Annotated in this window: 14 protein-coding genes; 7 read left to right on the forward strand and 7 right to left on the reverse strand. The window is 61.0% G+C overall.

Annotated features, from left to right (window positions below; all coding sequences use genetic code 11):
* Positions 1-224 precede the first annotated feature (224 nt).
* The 6 genes from M5G26_RS19260 to pilG form a co-directional block, all read right to left on the reverse strand.
* The gene (locus tag M5G26_RS19260; protein ID WP_273916238.1) at positions 225-695 is read right to left on the reverse strand and encodes a chemotaxis protein CheW; all 471 of its coding nucleotides are present in this window, start codon (positions 693-695) and stop codon (positions 225-227) included.
* A complete protein-coding gene (locus tag M5G26_RS19265) occupies positions 688-6,585 on the reverse strand; it encodes an Hpt domain-containing protein (protein WP_273916239.1) in 5,898 nt (1,965 codons plus the stop codon). Before M5G26_RS19265 ends, M5G26_RS19260 begins: the two co-directional genes overlap by 8 nt.
* 11 nt (positions 6,586-6,596) lie before the next feature.
* Positions 6,597-8,645, reverse strand: coding sequence for a methyl-accepting chemotaxis protein (locus M5G26_RS19270; RefSeq protein ID WP_007913676.1), 2,049 nt, complete (start codon positions 8,643-8,645; stop codon positions 6,597-6,599).
* Positions 8,646-8,799: 154 nt separating this feature from the next.
* On the reverse strand, positions 8,800-9,339 hold the full coding sequence (locus M5G26_RS19275; RefSeq protein WP_064116258.1) for a chemotaxis protein CheW: 540 nt from the start codon (positions 9,337-9,339) through the stop codon (positions 8,800-8,802).
* Positions 9,340-9,349: 10 nt separating this feature from the next.
* Positions 9,350-9,715 (reverse strand): twitching motility response regulator PilH, encoded by a 366-nt coding sequence (pilH, locus tag M5G26_RS19280; protein WP_038359614.1) that lies wholly within the window; start codon positions 9,713-9,715, stop codon positions 9,350-9,352.
* 60 nt (positions 9,716-9,775) lie between these two features.
* On the reverse strand, positions 9,776-10,180 hold the full coding sequence (gene pilG / locus M5G26_RS19285; protein ID WP_007913673.1) for a twitching motility response regulator PilG: 405 nt from the start codon (positions 10,178-10,180) through the stop codon (positions 9,776-9,778).
* Positions 10,181-10,405: 225 nt separating this feature from the next.
* Between pilG and gshB the strand changes: the two genes are divergently transcribed.
* The 7 genes from gshB to M5G26_RS19320 all read left to right on the forward strand — a co-directional run bounded on the left by gshB (position 10,406) and on the right by M5G26_RS19320 (position 16,481).
* On the forward strand, positions 10,406-11,377 hold the full coding sequence (gene gshB, locus M5G26_RS19290) for a glutathione synthase (protein ID WP_158833530.1): 972 nt from the start codon (positions 10,406-10,408) through the stop codon (positions 11,375-11,377).
* Positions 11,378-11,550: 173 nt separating this feature from the next.
* Complete coding sequence (locus M5G26_RS19295; protein ID WP_134176072.1) at positions 11,551-12,450, forward strand: energy transducer TonB; 900 nt, start codon at positions 11,551-11,553, stop codon at positions 12,448-12,450.
* A gap of 134 nt (positions 12,451-12,584) precedes the next feature.
* Complete coding sequence (locus M5G26_RS19300; protein ID WP_016985971.1) at positions 12,585-13,157, forward strand: YqgE/AlgH family protein; 573 nt, start codon at positions 12,585-12,587, stop codon at positions 13,155-13,157.
* On the forward strand, positions 13,157-13,594 hold the full coding sequence (gene ruvX / locus M5G26_RS19305; protein ID WP_016985972.1) for a Holliday junction resolvase RuvX: 438 nt from the start codon (positions 13,157-13,159) through the stop codon (positions 13,592-13,594). Before M5G26_RS19300 ends, ruvX begins: the two co-directional genes overlap by 1 nt.
* A gap of 80 nt (positions 13,595-13,674) precedes the next feature.
* Positions 13,675-14,181: a bifunctional pyr operon transcriptional regulator/uracil phosphoribosyltransferase PyrR gene (pyrR, locus tag M5G26_RS19310; RefSeq protein WP_064116261.1), complete on the forward strand. Its 507-nt coding sequence runs from the start codon at positions 13,675-13,677 to the stop codon at positions 14,179-14,181.
* Between the two features lie 27 nt (positions 14,182-14,208).
* On the forward strand, positions 14,209-15,213 hold the full coding sequence (locus M5G26_RS19315) for an aspartate carbamoyltransferase catalytic subunit (RefSeq protein ID WP_007913665.1): 1,005 nt from the start codon (positions 14,209-14,211) through the stop codon (positions 15,211-15,213).
* Positions 15,210-16,481 carry a dihydroorotase gene (locus M5G26_RS19320; protein ID WP_007913658.1) on the forward strand — a complete coding sequence of 424 codons (1,272 nt, stop codon included), beginning with the start codon at positions 15,210-15,212 and terminating at the stop codon, positions 16,479-16,481. The genes M5G26_RS19315 and M5G26_RS19320 overlap by 4 nt, the downstream gene beginning before the upstream one ends.
* A gap of 96 nt (positions 16,482-16,577) precedes the next feature.
* Here the strand turns inward: M5G26_RS19320 and M5G26_RS19325 are convergent, their stop codons facing one another.
* Positions 16,578-17,009 (reverse strand): NINE protein, encoded by a 432-nt coding sequence (locus M5G26_RS19325; protein WP_122596578.1) that lies wholly within the window; start codon positions 17,007-17,009, stop codon positions 16,578-16,580.
* Positions 17,010-17,184: the final 175 nt, after the last annotated feature.

The raw sequence follows: 17,184 nt of genomic DNA on the forward strand, positions 1-17,184 counted from the left end.
CACAGGGGGTCTGTGCCGTGTCCAAAATCTGTATTCACTGAAGATCAAATGTGGGAGCGAGCCTGCTCGCGAAGAGGCCAGTCGCAGTACCGAAAAGGCTGGATCAGCCCGCGGATGATCGTTCCCACGCTCTGCGTGGGAATGCCTCAACGGACGCTCCGCGTTCGGCTTTGAAGGGACGCAGAGCGTCCCGGGCTGCGTTCCCACGCGGAGCGTGGGAACGATCAATGGGCTAGCCCGGCCTCCACCAACAACTGCTCCAGCCCCAACAAATCCGGTACTTTCGCCACCTGCTCCCCCACCTGCACCGCCGCCTGCTCCAGCCCACACAACGGCACGTCGACATAACTCAACTGACTGTCGAGCTTGTACGAACGCGGAATTCCCTGCACCAGCAGCGCAATGAACTTCAACTCCGGCAACCCGCCGAGAGCATTGAGGATGACAATCCGCGCGCGCTCGCCAATGACGATTTTCTGCCCGCACGCCGACTCAAAACTCAGCAGCGGAATTTGCCGCTCACGCCACGTAACCTTGCCGAGATACCACGGCGGCGTGTCCAGATCGAAGGCACTGGCCTGGTAATCAATCAACTCAGCGACAGCGACGTTAGGCAGGATCAAATTGCGATCCGCCAATGGCAGCAGCAACCCGGTCAGTTGACTGCTGCGCTGATTATGCCGGCGCTCATGCATGTTTCTTGCTCCACTGGGCAATGCTTTCAAGCAGCACCGACTCTTGATACGGCTTGCCGAGATAGTCGTTGACGCCAATCGCCATCGCGCGATCGCGGTGTTTCTGCCCGGTGCGTGAGGTGATCATGATGATCGGCAGGTGTTGCAGGCGTTCGTCGTTGCGCACCTGGGTGGCGACTTCGAAGCCGTCCATGCGCGGCATTTCGATGTCGAGCAGCATCAGGTCGGGCATGTGTTCTTCGAGCAGCAGCATGGCATCGACACCGTCCTTGGCCGTGAGCACGTTCATGCCGTGACGTTCGAGCAAACGGCTGGTGACCTTGCGCACGGTGACCGAGTCGTCGACCACCATCACCAGCAGCGGTTTCTGCGGTTCGCTGTCGATCTCCGGCAGCGTTGGCGTCGGCGCAATGCGTGCCTGCATGGCGCGGATCGGTGCGAGCAAATCGAGAATCAGCACCACCCGGCCATCGCCGAGAATCGTTGCCCCGGACACGCCCTGCACCGCCGCGAATTGCGCGCCAAGGCTCTTGACCACGATCTCGCGGGTGCCGGCCATGGTATCGACCAGCACCGCGATGCGCCGGTCGTTGTAGTGCACCAGCAGCACCGGCAACGGCAGGTTCTGCCCCAGCAGTTTCGGTCGTGGCGCAGTTTTCAGCAGCTCGCCGAGGTAGCACAGTTCATAGGTCTGGCCGCCGTACTGGTAACGCGGCGGATCAACCCGGAAGTAAGCTTCCAGATCATTCGGCAGCACGCGGACGATGCCTTCGATGGTGTTCAGCGGGATCGCATATTGATCCTCACCACACTGCACCATCAACGCGCGGTTGACCGACACGGTGAACGGCAGACGAATGCGGAAATGCACGCCCTGCCCCGGCACCGAGTCGATGCTCATGCTGCCGCCGAGTTGCCGCACTTCTTCGTGCACCACGTCCATGCCGACGCCGCGTCCGGAAATCTGCGTGATTTTTTCGGCGGTCGAGAATCCCGGCTGGAGGATGAACTGCAACACGTCGCGGTCGCTGATCTCGGCATTCGGTGCGAGCAATCCACGCTTGATCGCCTTGTTCCGCACGGCTTCCAGCGGCACCCCGGCGCCGTCATCGCGAATATCGAAAACAATGTCGCCGCCCTCGCGGGACAGGTCTAGGCTGATCTGTCCTTGCGCCGGCTTACCCGCCGCCAGCCGCACTTCGGCTGACTCCAGACCATGGTCGACGGCGTTGCGCAGCATGTGTTCCAACGGCGCCGCCATACGCTCCAGCACGTTGCGATCCATCTCGCCTTCAGCGTTGCCAACAACGAAGGCGACGTCTTTGTTCAGCTCTTCGGCGACCTGACGGACGATGCGTTTCAAGCGCGGCAACATGCGCTCGAACGGCACCATGCGCGTGCGCATCAGGCCTTCCTGCAATTCGGTGTTGATGCGGCCCTGTTGCTGCAACAGGTTCTCGGCGTCGTGATTACGGCGGTCGAGGGTTTCCTTGAGGTCGAGCAAGTCAGAGGCGGATTCGAACAGCGCCCGCGACAATTGCTGCAACTGCGAATGGCGGTCCATTTCCAGCGGATCGAATTCTTCGTAGCCAAGGCGTTCGGCATCGACTTGCTGACGGCTGAGTATCCGCCCCTGAGTTTCAGTGTCGAGGCGGCGCAACTGATCGCGCATCCGTTCGATGGTGGTTTCCATCTCGTTCAGGGCGATCTGTGCGTCGTTGACCTGCTGCTCGATGCGACCACGGAAGATCGAGGTTTCTCCGGCCAGATTGACCAATTCGTCGAGCAGTTCGGCGGAGACCTTGACCATGTCCGCGCCGGCGTCGACAGCCGGCGGCGCCGCGTCAGTCTTGACCGGCACAGGCAGCACTGGCGGCGTTTCCAGCGTCACCGGGTGGCTGAAATTCTGGATCGCGTTGATCAACCGATCGGCCGGCGGACACGGTTGCCCGGCGCGCACGCCATCGAGCATTTGCGCCAGACGATCATGCCCGCGTTGCACCAGTGCAAACAGCTCTGCAGACGGCTGCAAAACGCCGCTGGAAAGACTTTCATAAAGGTATTCCAACTCATGCGCGAGGTCGCCGATCGGGCCGATCTCGACCATCCGCGCGCCACCCTTGAGGGTGTGCAGATCGCGCAGCAGGGTTTCCACTTCCTGACGATTACCCGGCTCGGCCTGCCAGCGCAGCAGCGCGGCGCCGGAGTTTTCGATGATGTCGAAACCTTCTTCGAGGAAGATCTCCAGCAGCTCGGGATCGTGGCCAGCGCTGTCGTGATCGGCCGCTGGCTGGGGCGTTTCGCTGACGGTCTGGCCTTGACGCACCTGACGCAGGGTTTCGATCAGATCCTGCGCCGGGGTCAGTGGCTGATGTTGTTGCAGTTGTTCAAGCAGAAGCGCCAAACGCTCATGACTCTTGAGCAGCAGACGCCTCAAGGTTTCGCTGTAGTTGAAGCGACGATCGACCAGCCCTTCGTAAAGGCTTTCCAGCTCCTGTGCCAGATCGCCGATGGCCTCGACTTCGGCCATCCGCGCGCCGCCCTTGAGGGTGTGCAAATCGCGCTGCAACGAGGACAGTGGCGCAGCGTTGTCCGGGTCGTTCAGCCAGCGCTGCAAGGCCTGGCCTGAGCTGTCGAGAATGTCCACCGCCTCTTCAAGGAAGATCTCGACAATCTCGTCATCGGGTTCAAGCGCCGTTGCCTTTTGCTGCAACTCGGCGGTGGCGCTGCCCAGTTCACGGATGCTCAGGGTGCGGCTGCCATCGCTGCGAATCAGGCCCATCGACGACGGGTCGAGACTCTGATCGAGCAGATCATGCAAGGCACGAATCCGCTCTGGCTGCGGCGTGACTTCCTGACCCGCCGCCAATTCGTCGAGCATATTGATCAGCGCTTCGTGGGCGTTCTGCGCTTCCTGAAAAAACCGTTCGCTGACCGCCAGGCTGCTTTCTTCCACCGCGCCATACAGGTCGAGCAAGGCTTCGCACAACACATCCACCGGCAGCAAATCCGCCAAATGCGCGCCTTCGCCAAGGGTGGTCAGTTCATCCAGCAAGGCACTGAGTTCCTGACGCTCGCCGGGGTGTTGCTGCCAGCGCTGCAACAGGCTCTCAGCATCCAGCAGGATGTCCATGCCTTGGGCGAGGAAGTTGTTGATCAGTTGCGGATCGCGCTTGACCCGCAGGCCGGTATTGGGCGCATCGAGGATCGACGCCAGACGCTCGGCAAGCAGGGTTTCCGAGCGTTTGATCAGCGACTGCGCACCGACAATCGGCGCCAACGGATCGTGCTTGAGCTGACGCAGGCCGACGCGGAACAGGCCCTCGGCTTCGAGGAGCAACTCCACTTCGTCGAGATCCAGCGGCAACTGGTGCGCCTTGAACTCGCGGGCCAGTTGATCGAGCGGCGCCGCGAGTTCGGCAATCGGCAATACGCCAGCCATCGAGGCGCTGCCCTTGAGCGTGTGCAGGGCGCGCTGCAACTCGTCACTGGCCTGCAACGGCACATGCTCGGCGGCTTGATCGAGGAAGCGGTTGAGGCTGGCCAGGTGGGTTTCGGCTTCGTTGCGGAATATCTCCAGCAACAACGGATCAAGCGCCGCCACATCGTCGACGTCTTCGGCGGCCAGCGGCTCGTCCCCCTTGGCCAACGCGTGTGCGCGGGCGGCGAGTTGATCGACATCGCTGCGTTGACGCTGGCTGTTGGTGGCGAATTCGTTGATCAGTTCCGGCAGCAACAGCACCGTGTCGGTGAGCAGTTGCTGCACCACTGAGCCGGGTTCGACGCTTTGTTCGAGCACGCGGTTAAGCAGGTTTTCCACCGACCAGGCCAGCTCGCCGAGGATCAGCGCGCGAACCATGCGCCCGCTGCCCTTCAAGGTGTGGAAGGCGCGGCGCAGTTCAGTCAGCGCGTCGCGATCCTGCGGATTGGCGGTCCAGCGCGGCAGGTATTCGTGGAGAACTTCGAGAACCTCATCGGTCTCTTCAAGGAACACTTCGCGCAGTTCATCGTCGACCGGCTCTTCATCGGCAGGCGGCGGCATCAAGCTGCCGGGAGTAATCAGGGCCGGCGGGTTGAGCGCCGAAACCGGGCTGGCCAGGACGTCGGCCAGCGACTGTACGGTTTCCGGATCGTCGAGCGCCTGCATGTCCTGCATCACCAGCGCTTCGCTGGGGCTGAGCACGTCGTCGAGCACGGGCACATGCGGTTCATTTGGAAAGAAGCCCAGACTGGCGAGGGATTTCTGCGCAACATCCAGCAGCTGTTCGCCCGGCGCCTGCGGGTCATCGCTCAAGCGTTCGAGGTAATACTCGAGGCTGCTGATGACATCGGCCAGATGATCGAGTTGTTCCCAACCCGGCTCATGCGGATCGAGCAGCAAATGTTCGCGGATAAAACCGTTGCAGGCTTCGACCAGACTCGCCGCACGGCTGAGTGGAATCATCGCCAGTGCACCACGCACTTGGGTCAGCAGCGCCGGCAGCGGTTGCAGTTGCTGGCGATCCCAATCGGCGTCGATGTAGTCGACGATCATGTCCTTGGCCTGTTGCAGGCAGATGCGCGCTTCCTTGATCACGATCTGATGGATCTGCGTCAGGTCGGTGGTCGGCAGGCGCGAATCTTCCGGACTTTCCGGCTCAACGGTGCCGACCATCCCGGCCAGCGTCGCTTCGACGTACAGCAGCGCACCGGCAACGTCCATCAGGATCGCGTCGTTCGGTTCACGCTGGCCTTGGGCAAGGCTGAGTACCACGGCCAATTGATCGATGATGACTTTGCGCGGCTGGCCGAAACCGAGCACGGCCAGGGTGTCGGCGATCTGCCGCAGCGGCGCCAGCAAGCTCTCCAGATCCGAAGTGTGCTGGCGGTCACTGCGCACGAACAGGTCGAGGCGTTCCTTGACCCGCACCAGCTCTTCGCACAATGCCGCCAGCACCGAGCGCATCGCATCGCGGTCGGGGCCGGCCAGGCGCGCGCGTTCTTCGTCGACCATCGCGCTGTCGGGCAACGCGTCGTCCAGGGAGTAGCGATCTTTCATGGTCAGCATCTGCCCGGTGGGATGTTCGGCTTTGGCAATATAGAACAACAGGCTTTTCAGCAGCTCTGGCGGCGCCGGTTGATTGAGGCCAGACAGGCCTTGATCGAGCAGGCGTTTGAGTTCTTTGTCGGCGTCCTTGAACAGGCTGCGCAGCGCCGGGCTGTTGGCGATCACGCCCTCGCGCATGCCTTCGACCAGCGCCGAGGCGACTTGCCACAGGGGGCTCAGCGGCGAATCACCGCTCAGCGCTTCGAGGCGGGTAAAGACTTTGGCCAGATAACCGAGGTGGGTCTGGTCATCCTGCTCGCGGAGCAAACCGACCAAAGCCATTTGCAGCATCTGGCGTAATTTGCGCAGCACATTCGGCAACTCTGCCGGCTCAAGCAGCGCCAGTGCTTCGGCGCTCAGGGGCGGGAAGTCAGGCAACTGCGGGCTGAACAGGCTGGTTTCAGACAACAGGCTTTCGCCACGGGCGCTGCGCAGATCGTTGATCAGCGGCAACACCACCAGCGGCAAATCGCGCCGGGCGCTCTGCACACGGTCGAGGTAGATCGGTAATTGCCCAAGGGCTTGCAGCAACAGATGCAGCGCTTCGTCGCGATGGCTGACGCGCTCGTGCTGCAGGGCTTCGACCAAATGCTCCATTTCTTCGGCGAGCAAGGCTGCGCCGTAGAACTCGACCATCTGCAAACTGCCGTGGACCTGATGGATGTAATCCAGGCACTCGTCCAGCCCGGGAAAGGCTTGCGGATCATCGAGCACGGCTTCAATCGCCTGATGCGCCAGCCTCAGCGTTTCGGCAATTTCGCCTTTGACCCATTCGAGGGCCACATAGTCGTGCCGATCACCCATAACCACTCCACTCACGCTTTATCTGTCGCCGCCGGCAAGGTGAAGCCGGACACCGAACGCCGTAGCTGACTGGCCATTTTCGTCAGGTTGCCGATGCTTTCGGCGGTGGCCGTGGAGCCGGACGAGGTTTGCGAGGTGATTTGCTGGATCACGTTCATCGTCAGCGAGATCTGCCCGGCGGAAGTCGTCTGCTGCTGCGCTGCGTTGGAAATGCTTTGAATCAGCGCTGCGAGGGTCTTCGATACGCCCTCGATTTCTTCCAGGGCCACACCGGCATCCTGCGCCAGTCGCGCGCCGCGCACCACTTCGGTGGTGGTTTGTTCCATCGAAATCACCGCTTCGTTGGTATCGGTCTGAATCGCCCGCACCAGGGTTTCGATCTGCCGGGTGGCGGCGGACGAGCGTTCGGCCAAGCGCTGCACTTCGTCGGCAACCACGGCAAAACCGCGCCCGGCATCACCGGCCATCGACGCCTGAATCGCCGCGTTGAGGGCGAGGATGTTGGTCTGATCGGCAATGTCGTCGATCAGGCTGACGATGTCGCCGATTTCCTGCGACGACTCGCCGAGGCGCTTGATGCGTTTGGCGGTGTCCTGAATCTGCTCGCGAATGTTGTCCATGCCGTGGATGGTGTTGTGCACCACCTCGTTGCCCTTGTTGGCGATTTCCACGGAGCGCTCGGCTACCGCTGAAGACTCAGCGGCGTTGGCCGAGACCTGATCGATGGATTCAGCCATGTCGCTGATTGCCGTCGAGGCTTCGGAAATCTGCTGGGCCTGATGCTCCGAGGCCTGGGCCAGGTGCATGGCGGTGGCCTGGGTTTCCTGCACGGCGGCAGCAACCTGGCCGGCGGTGAGGTTGATCGTCGCGACGAGATCGCGCAGTTGGTCGACGGAATAGTTGATCGAGTCGGCGATGGTGCCGGTGAAGTCTTCGGTCACCGAGGCGGTCACGGTGAGGTCACCGTCGGCGAGGTCTTCGATCTCGTCGAGCAGGCGCATGATCGCGTTCTGATTGCGCTCGTTCTTCTCAGCGGTTTCGCGCAACTGGCGATTGGTTTCCCGGACCATCACCAGACCAATGAGGATGATCGAGGCCAGCGCCAGCAAACCGAGAACGTAGCCGCCGATGGTGTCGGTATTGCGCCCGCCGGCAAGGTTCTCGAAACGAGTGGCCAGGTGCGAGGCTTCGTCGAGCAGGGTCTGCGAGAGACTGAAGATATTGCTCGCCGATTCACGAACCTTGAACAGCTCGGGCGAGGTTTCGAGGATTTCATCCACCGAGCCGGAAACGAATTGGAACAGCTCGGAGATTTCGCTCAAACGTGCACGGGCGTCGCGGTCTTCGACCTGGCTGATTTTCAGCGCCGGGTTACCTTGCAGCATGCCGTTGAGCACCTGGCCGAAACGGGTGGCGTCGCGGCCGAAGGCATCGGCGGCTTGCTGGGAGTTTTCGTCGCCGGCGAGCACGGTGTTGACCGCGCCGAGAATGCGTTCGGCGAGCAGCGACTGACGCTGGGCCATGGCCACTTGCGCGGCTGGTGCGCCGCGCTGGAGGAGGATTTCGACGACTTTTTCGTATTCGATCTGCAACTGCGGCACGGTTTCGGCCAGGGTCGCGGCGACCTGATGCAGCGACAGCACGGTCTGTTCGCTGGAAAGAATCGCGTCGGTGTTTTTCAGCAGGCGCTCCCAATCCAGCTGCACGGCGCGCATTTCCGGGCGCACGGTGGCGGGTGCCGGCGGCAGGCCGGTGGCCGGATCACCCTTCTTCAAGTAACCCCAGCGCTGGGCGAAATCGTTGCGCGCATCGCTGAGCAGCTTGAACGCGGCAGCCTTGCCGGCGGCGGCTTCGGTGGCGTTCTTGGCGATACGTTGCGAGAGCACGCGCAGCTCACCGGCGTGGCCGATGTACTGTTTGTCGTAGTTCGCCTGGGTGTTGAGGTACGCGAAGTTGGCGAACAGCAGCATGATGAACACGATCAGTGCGATGAACAGCACGATGATCTGCGAGCGACTGCGCGATCCTTCCGCCGGCTTGCCTGTTTTTGCTTTTGTCATCGGTCCTCGCCCTTAACCCACACCTTTGAGGCCTGCTGCAATCCCTGTGGGAGCGAGCCTGCTCGCGAAAGCGCTGGGTCAGCCAATATTTATCTTGCCTGACACGCCCTCTTCGCGAGCAGGCTCGCTCCCACAGGGGACGGTGTTGAATCTGTTATATCGCCACGCTCATGAACACCGGGGATTTCGCCAACGCGAACAAACTGAACACTCGCCAGTTCTGCTCACGGCGGAAATAGCCTTTGACGAACTCGGCCTTGGAGCCCTGGCGTTTGCTGATCGACAGCGGTTCAAAGCTGTCCTGCTCGAAATGCTGCAGACCAATCACCTCATCGACCATCAACCCGGCAAACACATCGCCATGCTCGACCACCAACACCCGCCGCTGTTTACGCAGCGGCGACAGTTCATGACCGAAAAATCCGCACAAATCCATGATCGGCAACAGCCGCCCGCGCAGGTTAGCCACACCTTTGACCCACGGCTTGACCCCGGGCAATTGAGTGAAGCGCGGTTCGTGCAGCACTTCGCTGACTTCGCCCATCGGCGCCACATACCAATGCTCGCCGAGGCGAAAGCCGATGCCGCTCCAGCGATCCTGACGCGCCGGTTGCGACGGCAGATCCGCCGCCAGCAAGCGGCAGCGCTGGTCGATTTGCCAGAGCAGTTCGAACGCGGTCAGCGATTCGCTCATGGTTGCGCGATCAACCGTTCAGCACGTTGTTCAGGGTCTTGATCAGGGTGTCTTCGTCGACCGGTTTGGTCAGGTAGTCCTTGGCGCCCTGACGGGTGCCCCAGACCTTGTCGGTTTCCTGATCCTTGGTGGTGATGATGATCACCGGGATGTGGCTGGTATCGGCATCCTTGGTCAACTGGCGGGTGGCCTGAAAACCGTTGAGGCCGGGCATGACGATGTCCATCAATACCGCGTCGGGTTTTTCCTGACGGGCCAGGGCCACGCCGTCGGCGCCGTTTTCGGCTTTGAGCACTTCATGGCCGTGCTTTTCGAGCATGCCGGTGAGTTTGTACATTTCAGTCGGCGAATCATCGACGATCAGGATACGTGCCATGGTTTTCCCCATTTTTCTTGTCGACGCCCGGCCCGCTGGCCGAGCGTCACTGTACGTGTCTTACTGCGGCAAAACGGCGGCGAAGCCCGGAACATGGGCCTGGATCGCGTTGAGCAGTTCTTCCTTGCTGAAAGGCTTGGTCAAAAATTGATCAGATCCGACAATCCGCCCCTTGGCCTTGTCGAACAGCCCGTCACGCGATGACAGCATGATCACCGGCGTCGCTTTGAACGCACTGTTGTTCTTGATTAAAGCGCAGGTCTGATAACCATCCAGACGCGGCATCATGATGTCGACAAAAATGATCCCGGGATGGTTGTCGGCGATCTTGGCCAAGGCGTCGAAACCGTCGATCGCCGTGATCACTTCGCAACCGACATTCTTCAACAATGTTTCGGCGGTGCGACGAATCGTTTTCGAGTCGTCGATCACCATGACCTTCAAGGCGCTGGACTGCTGTTCCATAAGAGGGCTCTACCGTCGCCTTTGCGAATCAAATTGTCCGTTTTGCGATGACTGATGGCTGGAAACCCTTGATGCTCAAGGGCCAGCACGGCATGGCAGCCTTTTTAGCACAGTCTCCAGATGCAATCTATCGACGGGTTTTTCCTTGACCGAAAACCCGCCCGGCGCCACTCTGGCGGCACTTTTTCAATACCGATCCGGTAGCCAATTTTCGAGGAAAACCCAATGAGCGTTCGCGTCGGGATTGTCATGGACCCTATCGCCAGCATCTCCTATAAAAAGGATAGCTCGCTGGCCATGCTGCTGGCCGCGCAGAAGCGTGGCTGGGAACTGTTCTATATGGAACAGCGCGACCTGTATCAGGGTGAAGGTCAGGCACGGGCGCGCATGAAGCCGCTGAAAGTCTTCGCCAACCCGGAAAAATGGTTCGAACTGGACGCCGAGCAGGACAATCTGCTGAGCGATCTGGACGTGATCCTGATGCGCAAGGATCCGCCGTTCGACATGGAGTTCGTCTACTCCACCTACCTGCTCGAACAGGCCGAAACCGCTGGCGTGCTGGTGGTAAACAAGCCGCAGAGCCTGCGCGACTGCAATGAAAAGCTGTTCGCCACACTGTTCCCGCAGTGCACGCCGCCAACCATCGTCAGCCGCCGCGCCGACGTGCTGCGCGAATTCGCCGCCAAGCACGGCGACGTGATCCTCAAGCCGCTGGACGGCATGGGCGGTACTTCGATCTTCCGCCACCGTGCCGGTGACCCGAACCTGTCGGTGATCCTGGAAACCCTGACCGCCCTCGGTGGCCAGCAGATCATGGGCCAGGCTTACCTGCCGGCGATCAAGGACGGCGACAAACGCATCCTGATGATCGACGGCGAGCCGGTGGATTATTGCCTGGCGCGGATTCCGGCGCAGGGCGAAACCCGTGGCAACCTGGCAGCCGGTGGCCGGGGTGAAGCGCGTCCGCTGACTGAAAAGGATCGCTGGATCGCGGCTCAAGTCGGCCCGACCCTGCGTGAGAAAGGCCTGCTGTTCGTCGGCCTCGATGTAATCGGCGAGAGCCTCACCGAAATCAACGTCACCAGCCCGACCTGCATCCGTGAAATCGACAACGCGTTTGGCACCGATATCGGCGGCATGCTCATGGATGCTATCGAGAAGAAGCTGCAAGCCTCTAGCCGCAAGCAGCAAGCCTGACGGCCAGCTACAAGCCGCAAGCCATGAGCTACAAGCTTTTACTTGCAGCTTGCCGCTCGAAACTTGCAGCTGCCCTTATGCATCTTGTCGCTTGAAGCTAGTCGCTTGCAGCTAAAAACCAACATTGCGTTATCATGCCGTGCCTTTAAAAACGCGATGTTGGTTTTTCTGTCATGACCCTCCCGTCCGATCTGCCCGCAGAACTCGCCCACCGTGGCGTGCGCCCGGCCGATCGCCTCGGTTTTACCCTGTTCCTCGCGGCGCTGATCCATTTGGCGCTGCTGCTCGGCGTCGGCTTCACGATGGTCGAGCCCAAGCAAATCAGCAAAACCCTGGAAATCACCCTCGCTACCTTCAAGAGCGAAAAAAAGCCGGAGAAGGCTGACTTTCTCGCGCAGGAAAATCAGGAAGGTAGCGGCACGCTGGACAAAAAGGCGATCCCGAAGACCACCGAGGTGGCGCCGTTTCAGGACAATCAGGTCAAGAAAGTCACCCCGCCACCGGCCGCCAAGCCGGAAGTGCAGGAGGCCGCGCCCAAGGCAGCCGTGACCACCGTCGCGCCGAAACCGAAAAAAGCGCCGACCAAGAAAGAAGAAAGCAAGACCGAAGTCAAACCGACGGTCGACGCGCCGGAATTCGACAGCTCGCAGCTGTCCAGCGACATCGCCAGCCTCGAAGCGGAATTGGCCAAGGAACAACAGCTGTACGCCAAGCGCCCGCGTATTCACCGTTTGAGCGCGGCGTCGACCATGCGCGACAAGGGCGCCTGGTACAAAGACGACTGGCGCAAGAAGGTCGAGCGCATCGGCAACCTCAATTACCCCGAAGAAGCACGGCGCAAGCAGATCTACGGCAATTTGCGCCTGATGGTTTCGATCAACCGCGACGGTTCGCTGTATGAAGTGCTGGTGCTGGAATCGTCCGGCCAGCCGCTGCTGGATCAGGCGGCGCAGCGCATTGTCCGACTGGCGGCACCTTTTGCGCCGTTTACCGGGGACTTGTCGGATATCGATCGTCTGGAAATCATTCGCACCTGGAAATTTGCCCGGGGCGACAAGCTCTCGAGCAATTAAGGGCAAGATCAAAAGATCGCAGCCTTCGGCAGCTCCTACATTGGCCTGCATTCACATGTAGGAGCTGCCGAAGGCTGCGATCTTTTGGCGGCTTCAGCTTGTCAGTTTGCCCCCCGAACGCCACACTAGCGCACATGAAAAACGTCAGCCCCAGCTACCTCAAGCATCAATTCCTGATCGCCATGCCACACATGGCCGACCCGAACTTTGCCCACACCTTGACCTACATCGTCGAGCACACGGCCAATGGCGCTATGGGGATTGTGGTCAATCGACCGCAAGAGCTGAATCTGGCCGACATCCTTGAGCAATTGCGCCCGGACATCGACCCGCCAGCACTGTGCCAGCACGTCCCGATCTTTATCGGCGGCCCGGTGCAGACCGATCGCGGCTTTGTTCTGCACCCGGCGGGCAAAACCTTCCAGGCCACCGCGCAGCTGGACGGTGATCTGGCCCTGTCGACCTCGCAGGATGTGCTGTTCGCCATCGCGGACGGCGTCGGCCCGGCGAAAAGCCTGATTGCCCTCGGTTACGCCGGTTGGGAAGCCGGGCAGCTGGAAGCGGAACTCGCCGATAACGCCTGGCTGAACTGCCCGTACGACGCCGACATCCTGTTCAACACCAGCAGCGAACTGCGCCTCGAAGCGGCGGCCAGGCATTTGGGGATCAACCTCAGCCTGCTGACCAGCCAGGCAGGTCACGCCTGATGGCCCTGCGCCTGATTCTCGGCTTCGACTACGGCACCAAACAGATCGGCGTCGCGGTCGGCCAGGTGATTACCGGCCAGGCTCGCGAGCTGTGCACCTTGAAGGCACAGAACGGCGTTCCCGACTGGAACCAGGTCGAAGCCCTTATCAAAGAATGGAAGCCCGACGCTGTCGTCGTTGGTCTGCCGCTGAACATGGACGGCACGCCAAGCGACATGTGCCTACGCGCAGAAAAATTCGCCCGCCGCCTCAACGGCCGCTTCAATCTGCCCTTCTATACCCACGACGAACGCCTGACCACGTTTGAAGCCAAGGGCGAGCGCCTGGCCCGTGGCGGTCAGAAAGGCAGTTACCGCGACAACCCGGTGGACGCCATCGCCGCCGCTCTGCTGTTGCAGGGCTGGCTCGATGAAAACACTGCATTGTTTGAATCCTGACAAGCGCTTCGGCGCTTTTCTTTTGAGTGAAAAACCGAGTCGTGTCCAAGGATCCGACTCGCCCCCAACAAGGAGCAACCATGAGCCTGCCAAATCCCGCCGATCTGATCAGCCAGATGGCAACCCGCCTCAAGGCGCACCTTGCCCAGCGTGACATCACTGAACCGCGTTACATCGGCATCCGCACCGGCGGCATCTGGGTCGCGCAGGCCTTGCTCAAGGAACTGGGCAGCGACGCGCCACTGGGCACGCTGGATGTTTCTTTCTACCGCGATGACTTCAGCCAGAACGGCCTGCACCCGCAAGTGCGCCCGTCCGCCCTGCCCTTCGAGATCGAAGGCCAGCATCTGGTGCTGATTGACGATGTATTGATGAGCGGCCGCACCATCCGCGCCGCCATGAACGAATTGTTCGATTACGGCCGCCCGGCCAGCGTGACCCTGGTCTGCCTGCTGGACCTCGACGCCGGTGAGCTGCCGATCCGCCCGAACGTGGTCGGCGCGACCTTGTCGCTGGCCGCTCACGAACGGGTGAAGCTGTCCGGCCCCGAGCCGCTGACGCTCGAACTGCAAGACTTCAACCTTTAATCCGCCCTATTGAGAGTCCCCTTCGCGATGACGCCTCTAGATACCAAGCGCCCGCTGCAGCTCAATGATCAGGGCCAGCTGCGCCACTTCCTCTCGCTCGACGGCCTGCGCCGCGAGTTGCTGACGGAAATCCTCGACACTGCCGACTCGTTCCTCGAAGTCGGTGCCCGGGCGGTGAAGAAGGTCCCGTTGCTGCGCGGCAAAACCGTGTGCAACGTGTTCTTCGAAAACTCCACGCGCACCCGCACCACTTTCGAACTGGCGGCCCAGCGGCTGTCGGCGGACGTGATCACCCTGAACGTGTCGACCTCGTCGGCAAGCAAAGGTGAAACCCTGCTCGACACCCTGCGCAACCTTGAAGCCATGGCCGCCGACATGTTCGTCGTGCGCCACGGTGATTCCGGCGCCGCGCACTTCATTGCCGAACATGTTTGCCCGCAAGTGGCGATCATCAACGGCGGCGACGGCCGTCACGCCCACCCGACGCAGGGCATGCTCGACATGCTCACCATCCGTCGGCACAAGGGCGGTTTCGAAAACCTCTCGGTGGCCATTGTCGGCGACATCCTGCACTCGCGGGTCGCGCGCTCGAACATGCTCGCGCTGAAAACCCTCGGTTGCCCGGACATCCGCGTGATTGCGCCGAAGACCCTGCTGCCGATCGGCATCGAGCAATACGGCGTGAAGGTCTACACCGACATGACCGAAGGTCTGAAAGACGTCGACGTGGTGATCATGCTGCGCCTGCAGCGTGAACGCATGACCGGCGGCCTGCTGCCGAGTGAAGGCGAGTTCTACCGCCTGTTCGGCCTGACCACCGCGCGTCTGGCCGGGGCCAAACCGGATTGCATCGTCATGCACCCGGGGCCGATCAACCGAGGCGTGGAGATCGAGTCCGCAGTGGCCGACGGCCCGCACTCGGTGATCCTCAATCAGGTTACCTACGGCATCGCGATTCGTATGGCCGTGCTGTCCATGGCCATGAGCGGGCAAACCGCGCAGCGTCAATTCGAGCAGGAGAACGCCCAGTGAAGCTCAGCATTCTCGGCGCACGCGTCATCGATCCAAGCAGCGGCCTGGATCAAGTTACCGACATTCACGTTGAAGCCTGCAAGATCGTCGCCCTCGGCGCCGCCCCGGCGGGTTTCACGGCAGTAGAAACCATCGACGCCCAAGGCCTTGTCGCCGCTCCGGGCCTCGTTGATCTGAACGTGGCCCTGCGCGAGCCGGGTTACAGCCGCAAAGGCTCGATCATCAGCGAAACCCGCGCAGCGGCCGCCGGTGGCGTGACCAGCCTGTGCTGCCCGCCGAAGACCAAACCGGTGCTCGACACCTCCGCCGTGGCCGAACTGATCCTCGACCGCGCCCGCGAAGCCGGCAACACCAAGGTGTTTCCGATTGGCGCGCTGAGCAAAGGCCTGGACGGCGAGCAACTGGCTGAGCTGGTGGCGTTGCGCGACGCTGGTTGCGTGGCGTTCGGCAACGGTCTGGAGAGTTTCCGCAACACTCGCACCTTGTGCCGGGCGCTGGAATACGCAGCAACCTTCGACCTGACGGTGATTTTCAACTCGCAGGATCATGATCTGGCTGAAGGTGGCTTGGCCCACGAAGGCGCCGTCGCCAGTTTCCTCGGCTTGCCGGGGATTCCAGAAACCGCTGAAACCGTGGCATTGGCCCGTGATCTGCTGCTGGTCGAGCAGACCGGCGTGCGTGCGCACTTCAGCCAGTTGACCAGCGCTCGCGGCGTGGCCCTGATCGCGCAGGCTCAGGCCCGTGGCTTGAAGGTGACGGCGGACGTGGCGTTGTATCAGCTGATTCTGACCGACGAAGCGCTGATCGACTTCAGCAGCCTGTATCACGTGCAGCCGCCGCTGCGTACGCGTGCTGACCGTGATGGCCTGCGTGAAGCGGTGAAGTCCGGCGTTGTGTCGGCGATTTCCAGCCATCACCAGCCGCACGAGCGTGACGCCAAACTGGCGCCGTTCGGCGCGACTGAGCCGGGCATCAGCAGTGTTGAGCTGTTGCTGCCATTGGCGATGACGCTGGTGGAGGATGGTTTGCTGGATTTGCCGACCTTGCTGGCACGTCTGAGCGCAGGCCCGGCTGAAGCGCTACGTCTGCCGGCTGGCAAACTGGCGGTGGGTGGGGCGGCGGATATCGTGCTGTTCGATCCGCAGGCTTCGACGGTGGCTGGTGAAGGCTGGTTGTCGAAGGGTGAGAATTGCCCGTTCATTGGCCACACTTTGCCGGGTGTGGTTCGCTACACCTTGGTGGACGGGCGGATCAGTCACCAAGCCTAAAAAGCAAAAGATCGCAGCCTGCGGCAGCTCCTACAGTTGGAACGCATTCCCTTGTAGGAGCTGCCGCAGGCTGCGATCTTTTGATCTGGCAATGACTTACTGGAAGGCGCCGCGATTCTGCGCGTTACGCACCGATACCTGATCATTCAGCGTCCAGAAGTCATACAGCACACCCAGAAAGAACAACCCGCCCGTCAGCAGATAGATCAGGCCACTGATCCATTTCCCCTGATACATCCGGTGCACACCCAATGCTCCGAGGAACGTCAGCAGAATCCACGCCACGTTGTACTCGATCGGCCCGGCGGTAAAACGCAGATCCGCCTCGCGATCCATCGCCGGGATCAGGAACAGGTCGATCAGCCAGCCAATGCCCAGCAATCCGAAGGTAAAAAACCAGATCGTCCCGGTCACCGGCTTGCCGTAATAGAAGCGGTGAGCACCGGTAAAACCGAAAATCCACAGCAGATAACCGATGATTTTGCTGTGCGTATCTTGCTGCTGAACAAATTGTTGATAGGGGTTCATGAAGACCTCGATTGACACGATAGATAAATATTCTTGAATTCTTTGTGACTTTTTTACAGGTAGCCGACGTACGGCAAATGTTACCGTTGCTACCGTCAAAGCCTTATAGCACCTGACTTCTGTCCGACAATTGCGTCCATTTGCCGCTTATTTGGTTCCGTTGGCCTCCAACTGA

Origin of the sequence: Pseudomonas sp. TNT2022 ID642 (genome assembly GCF_028656995.1) — a bacterium.
In the GTDB taxonomy this organism is placed as follows: domain Bacteria; phylum Pseudomonadota; class Gammaproteobacteria; order Pseudomonadales; family Pseudomonadaceae; genus Aquipseudomonas.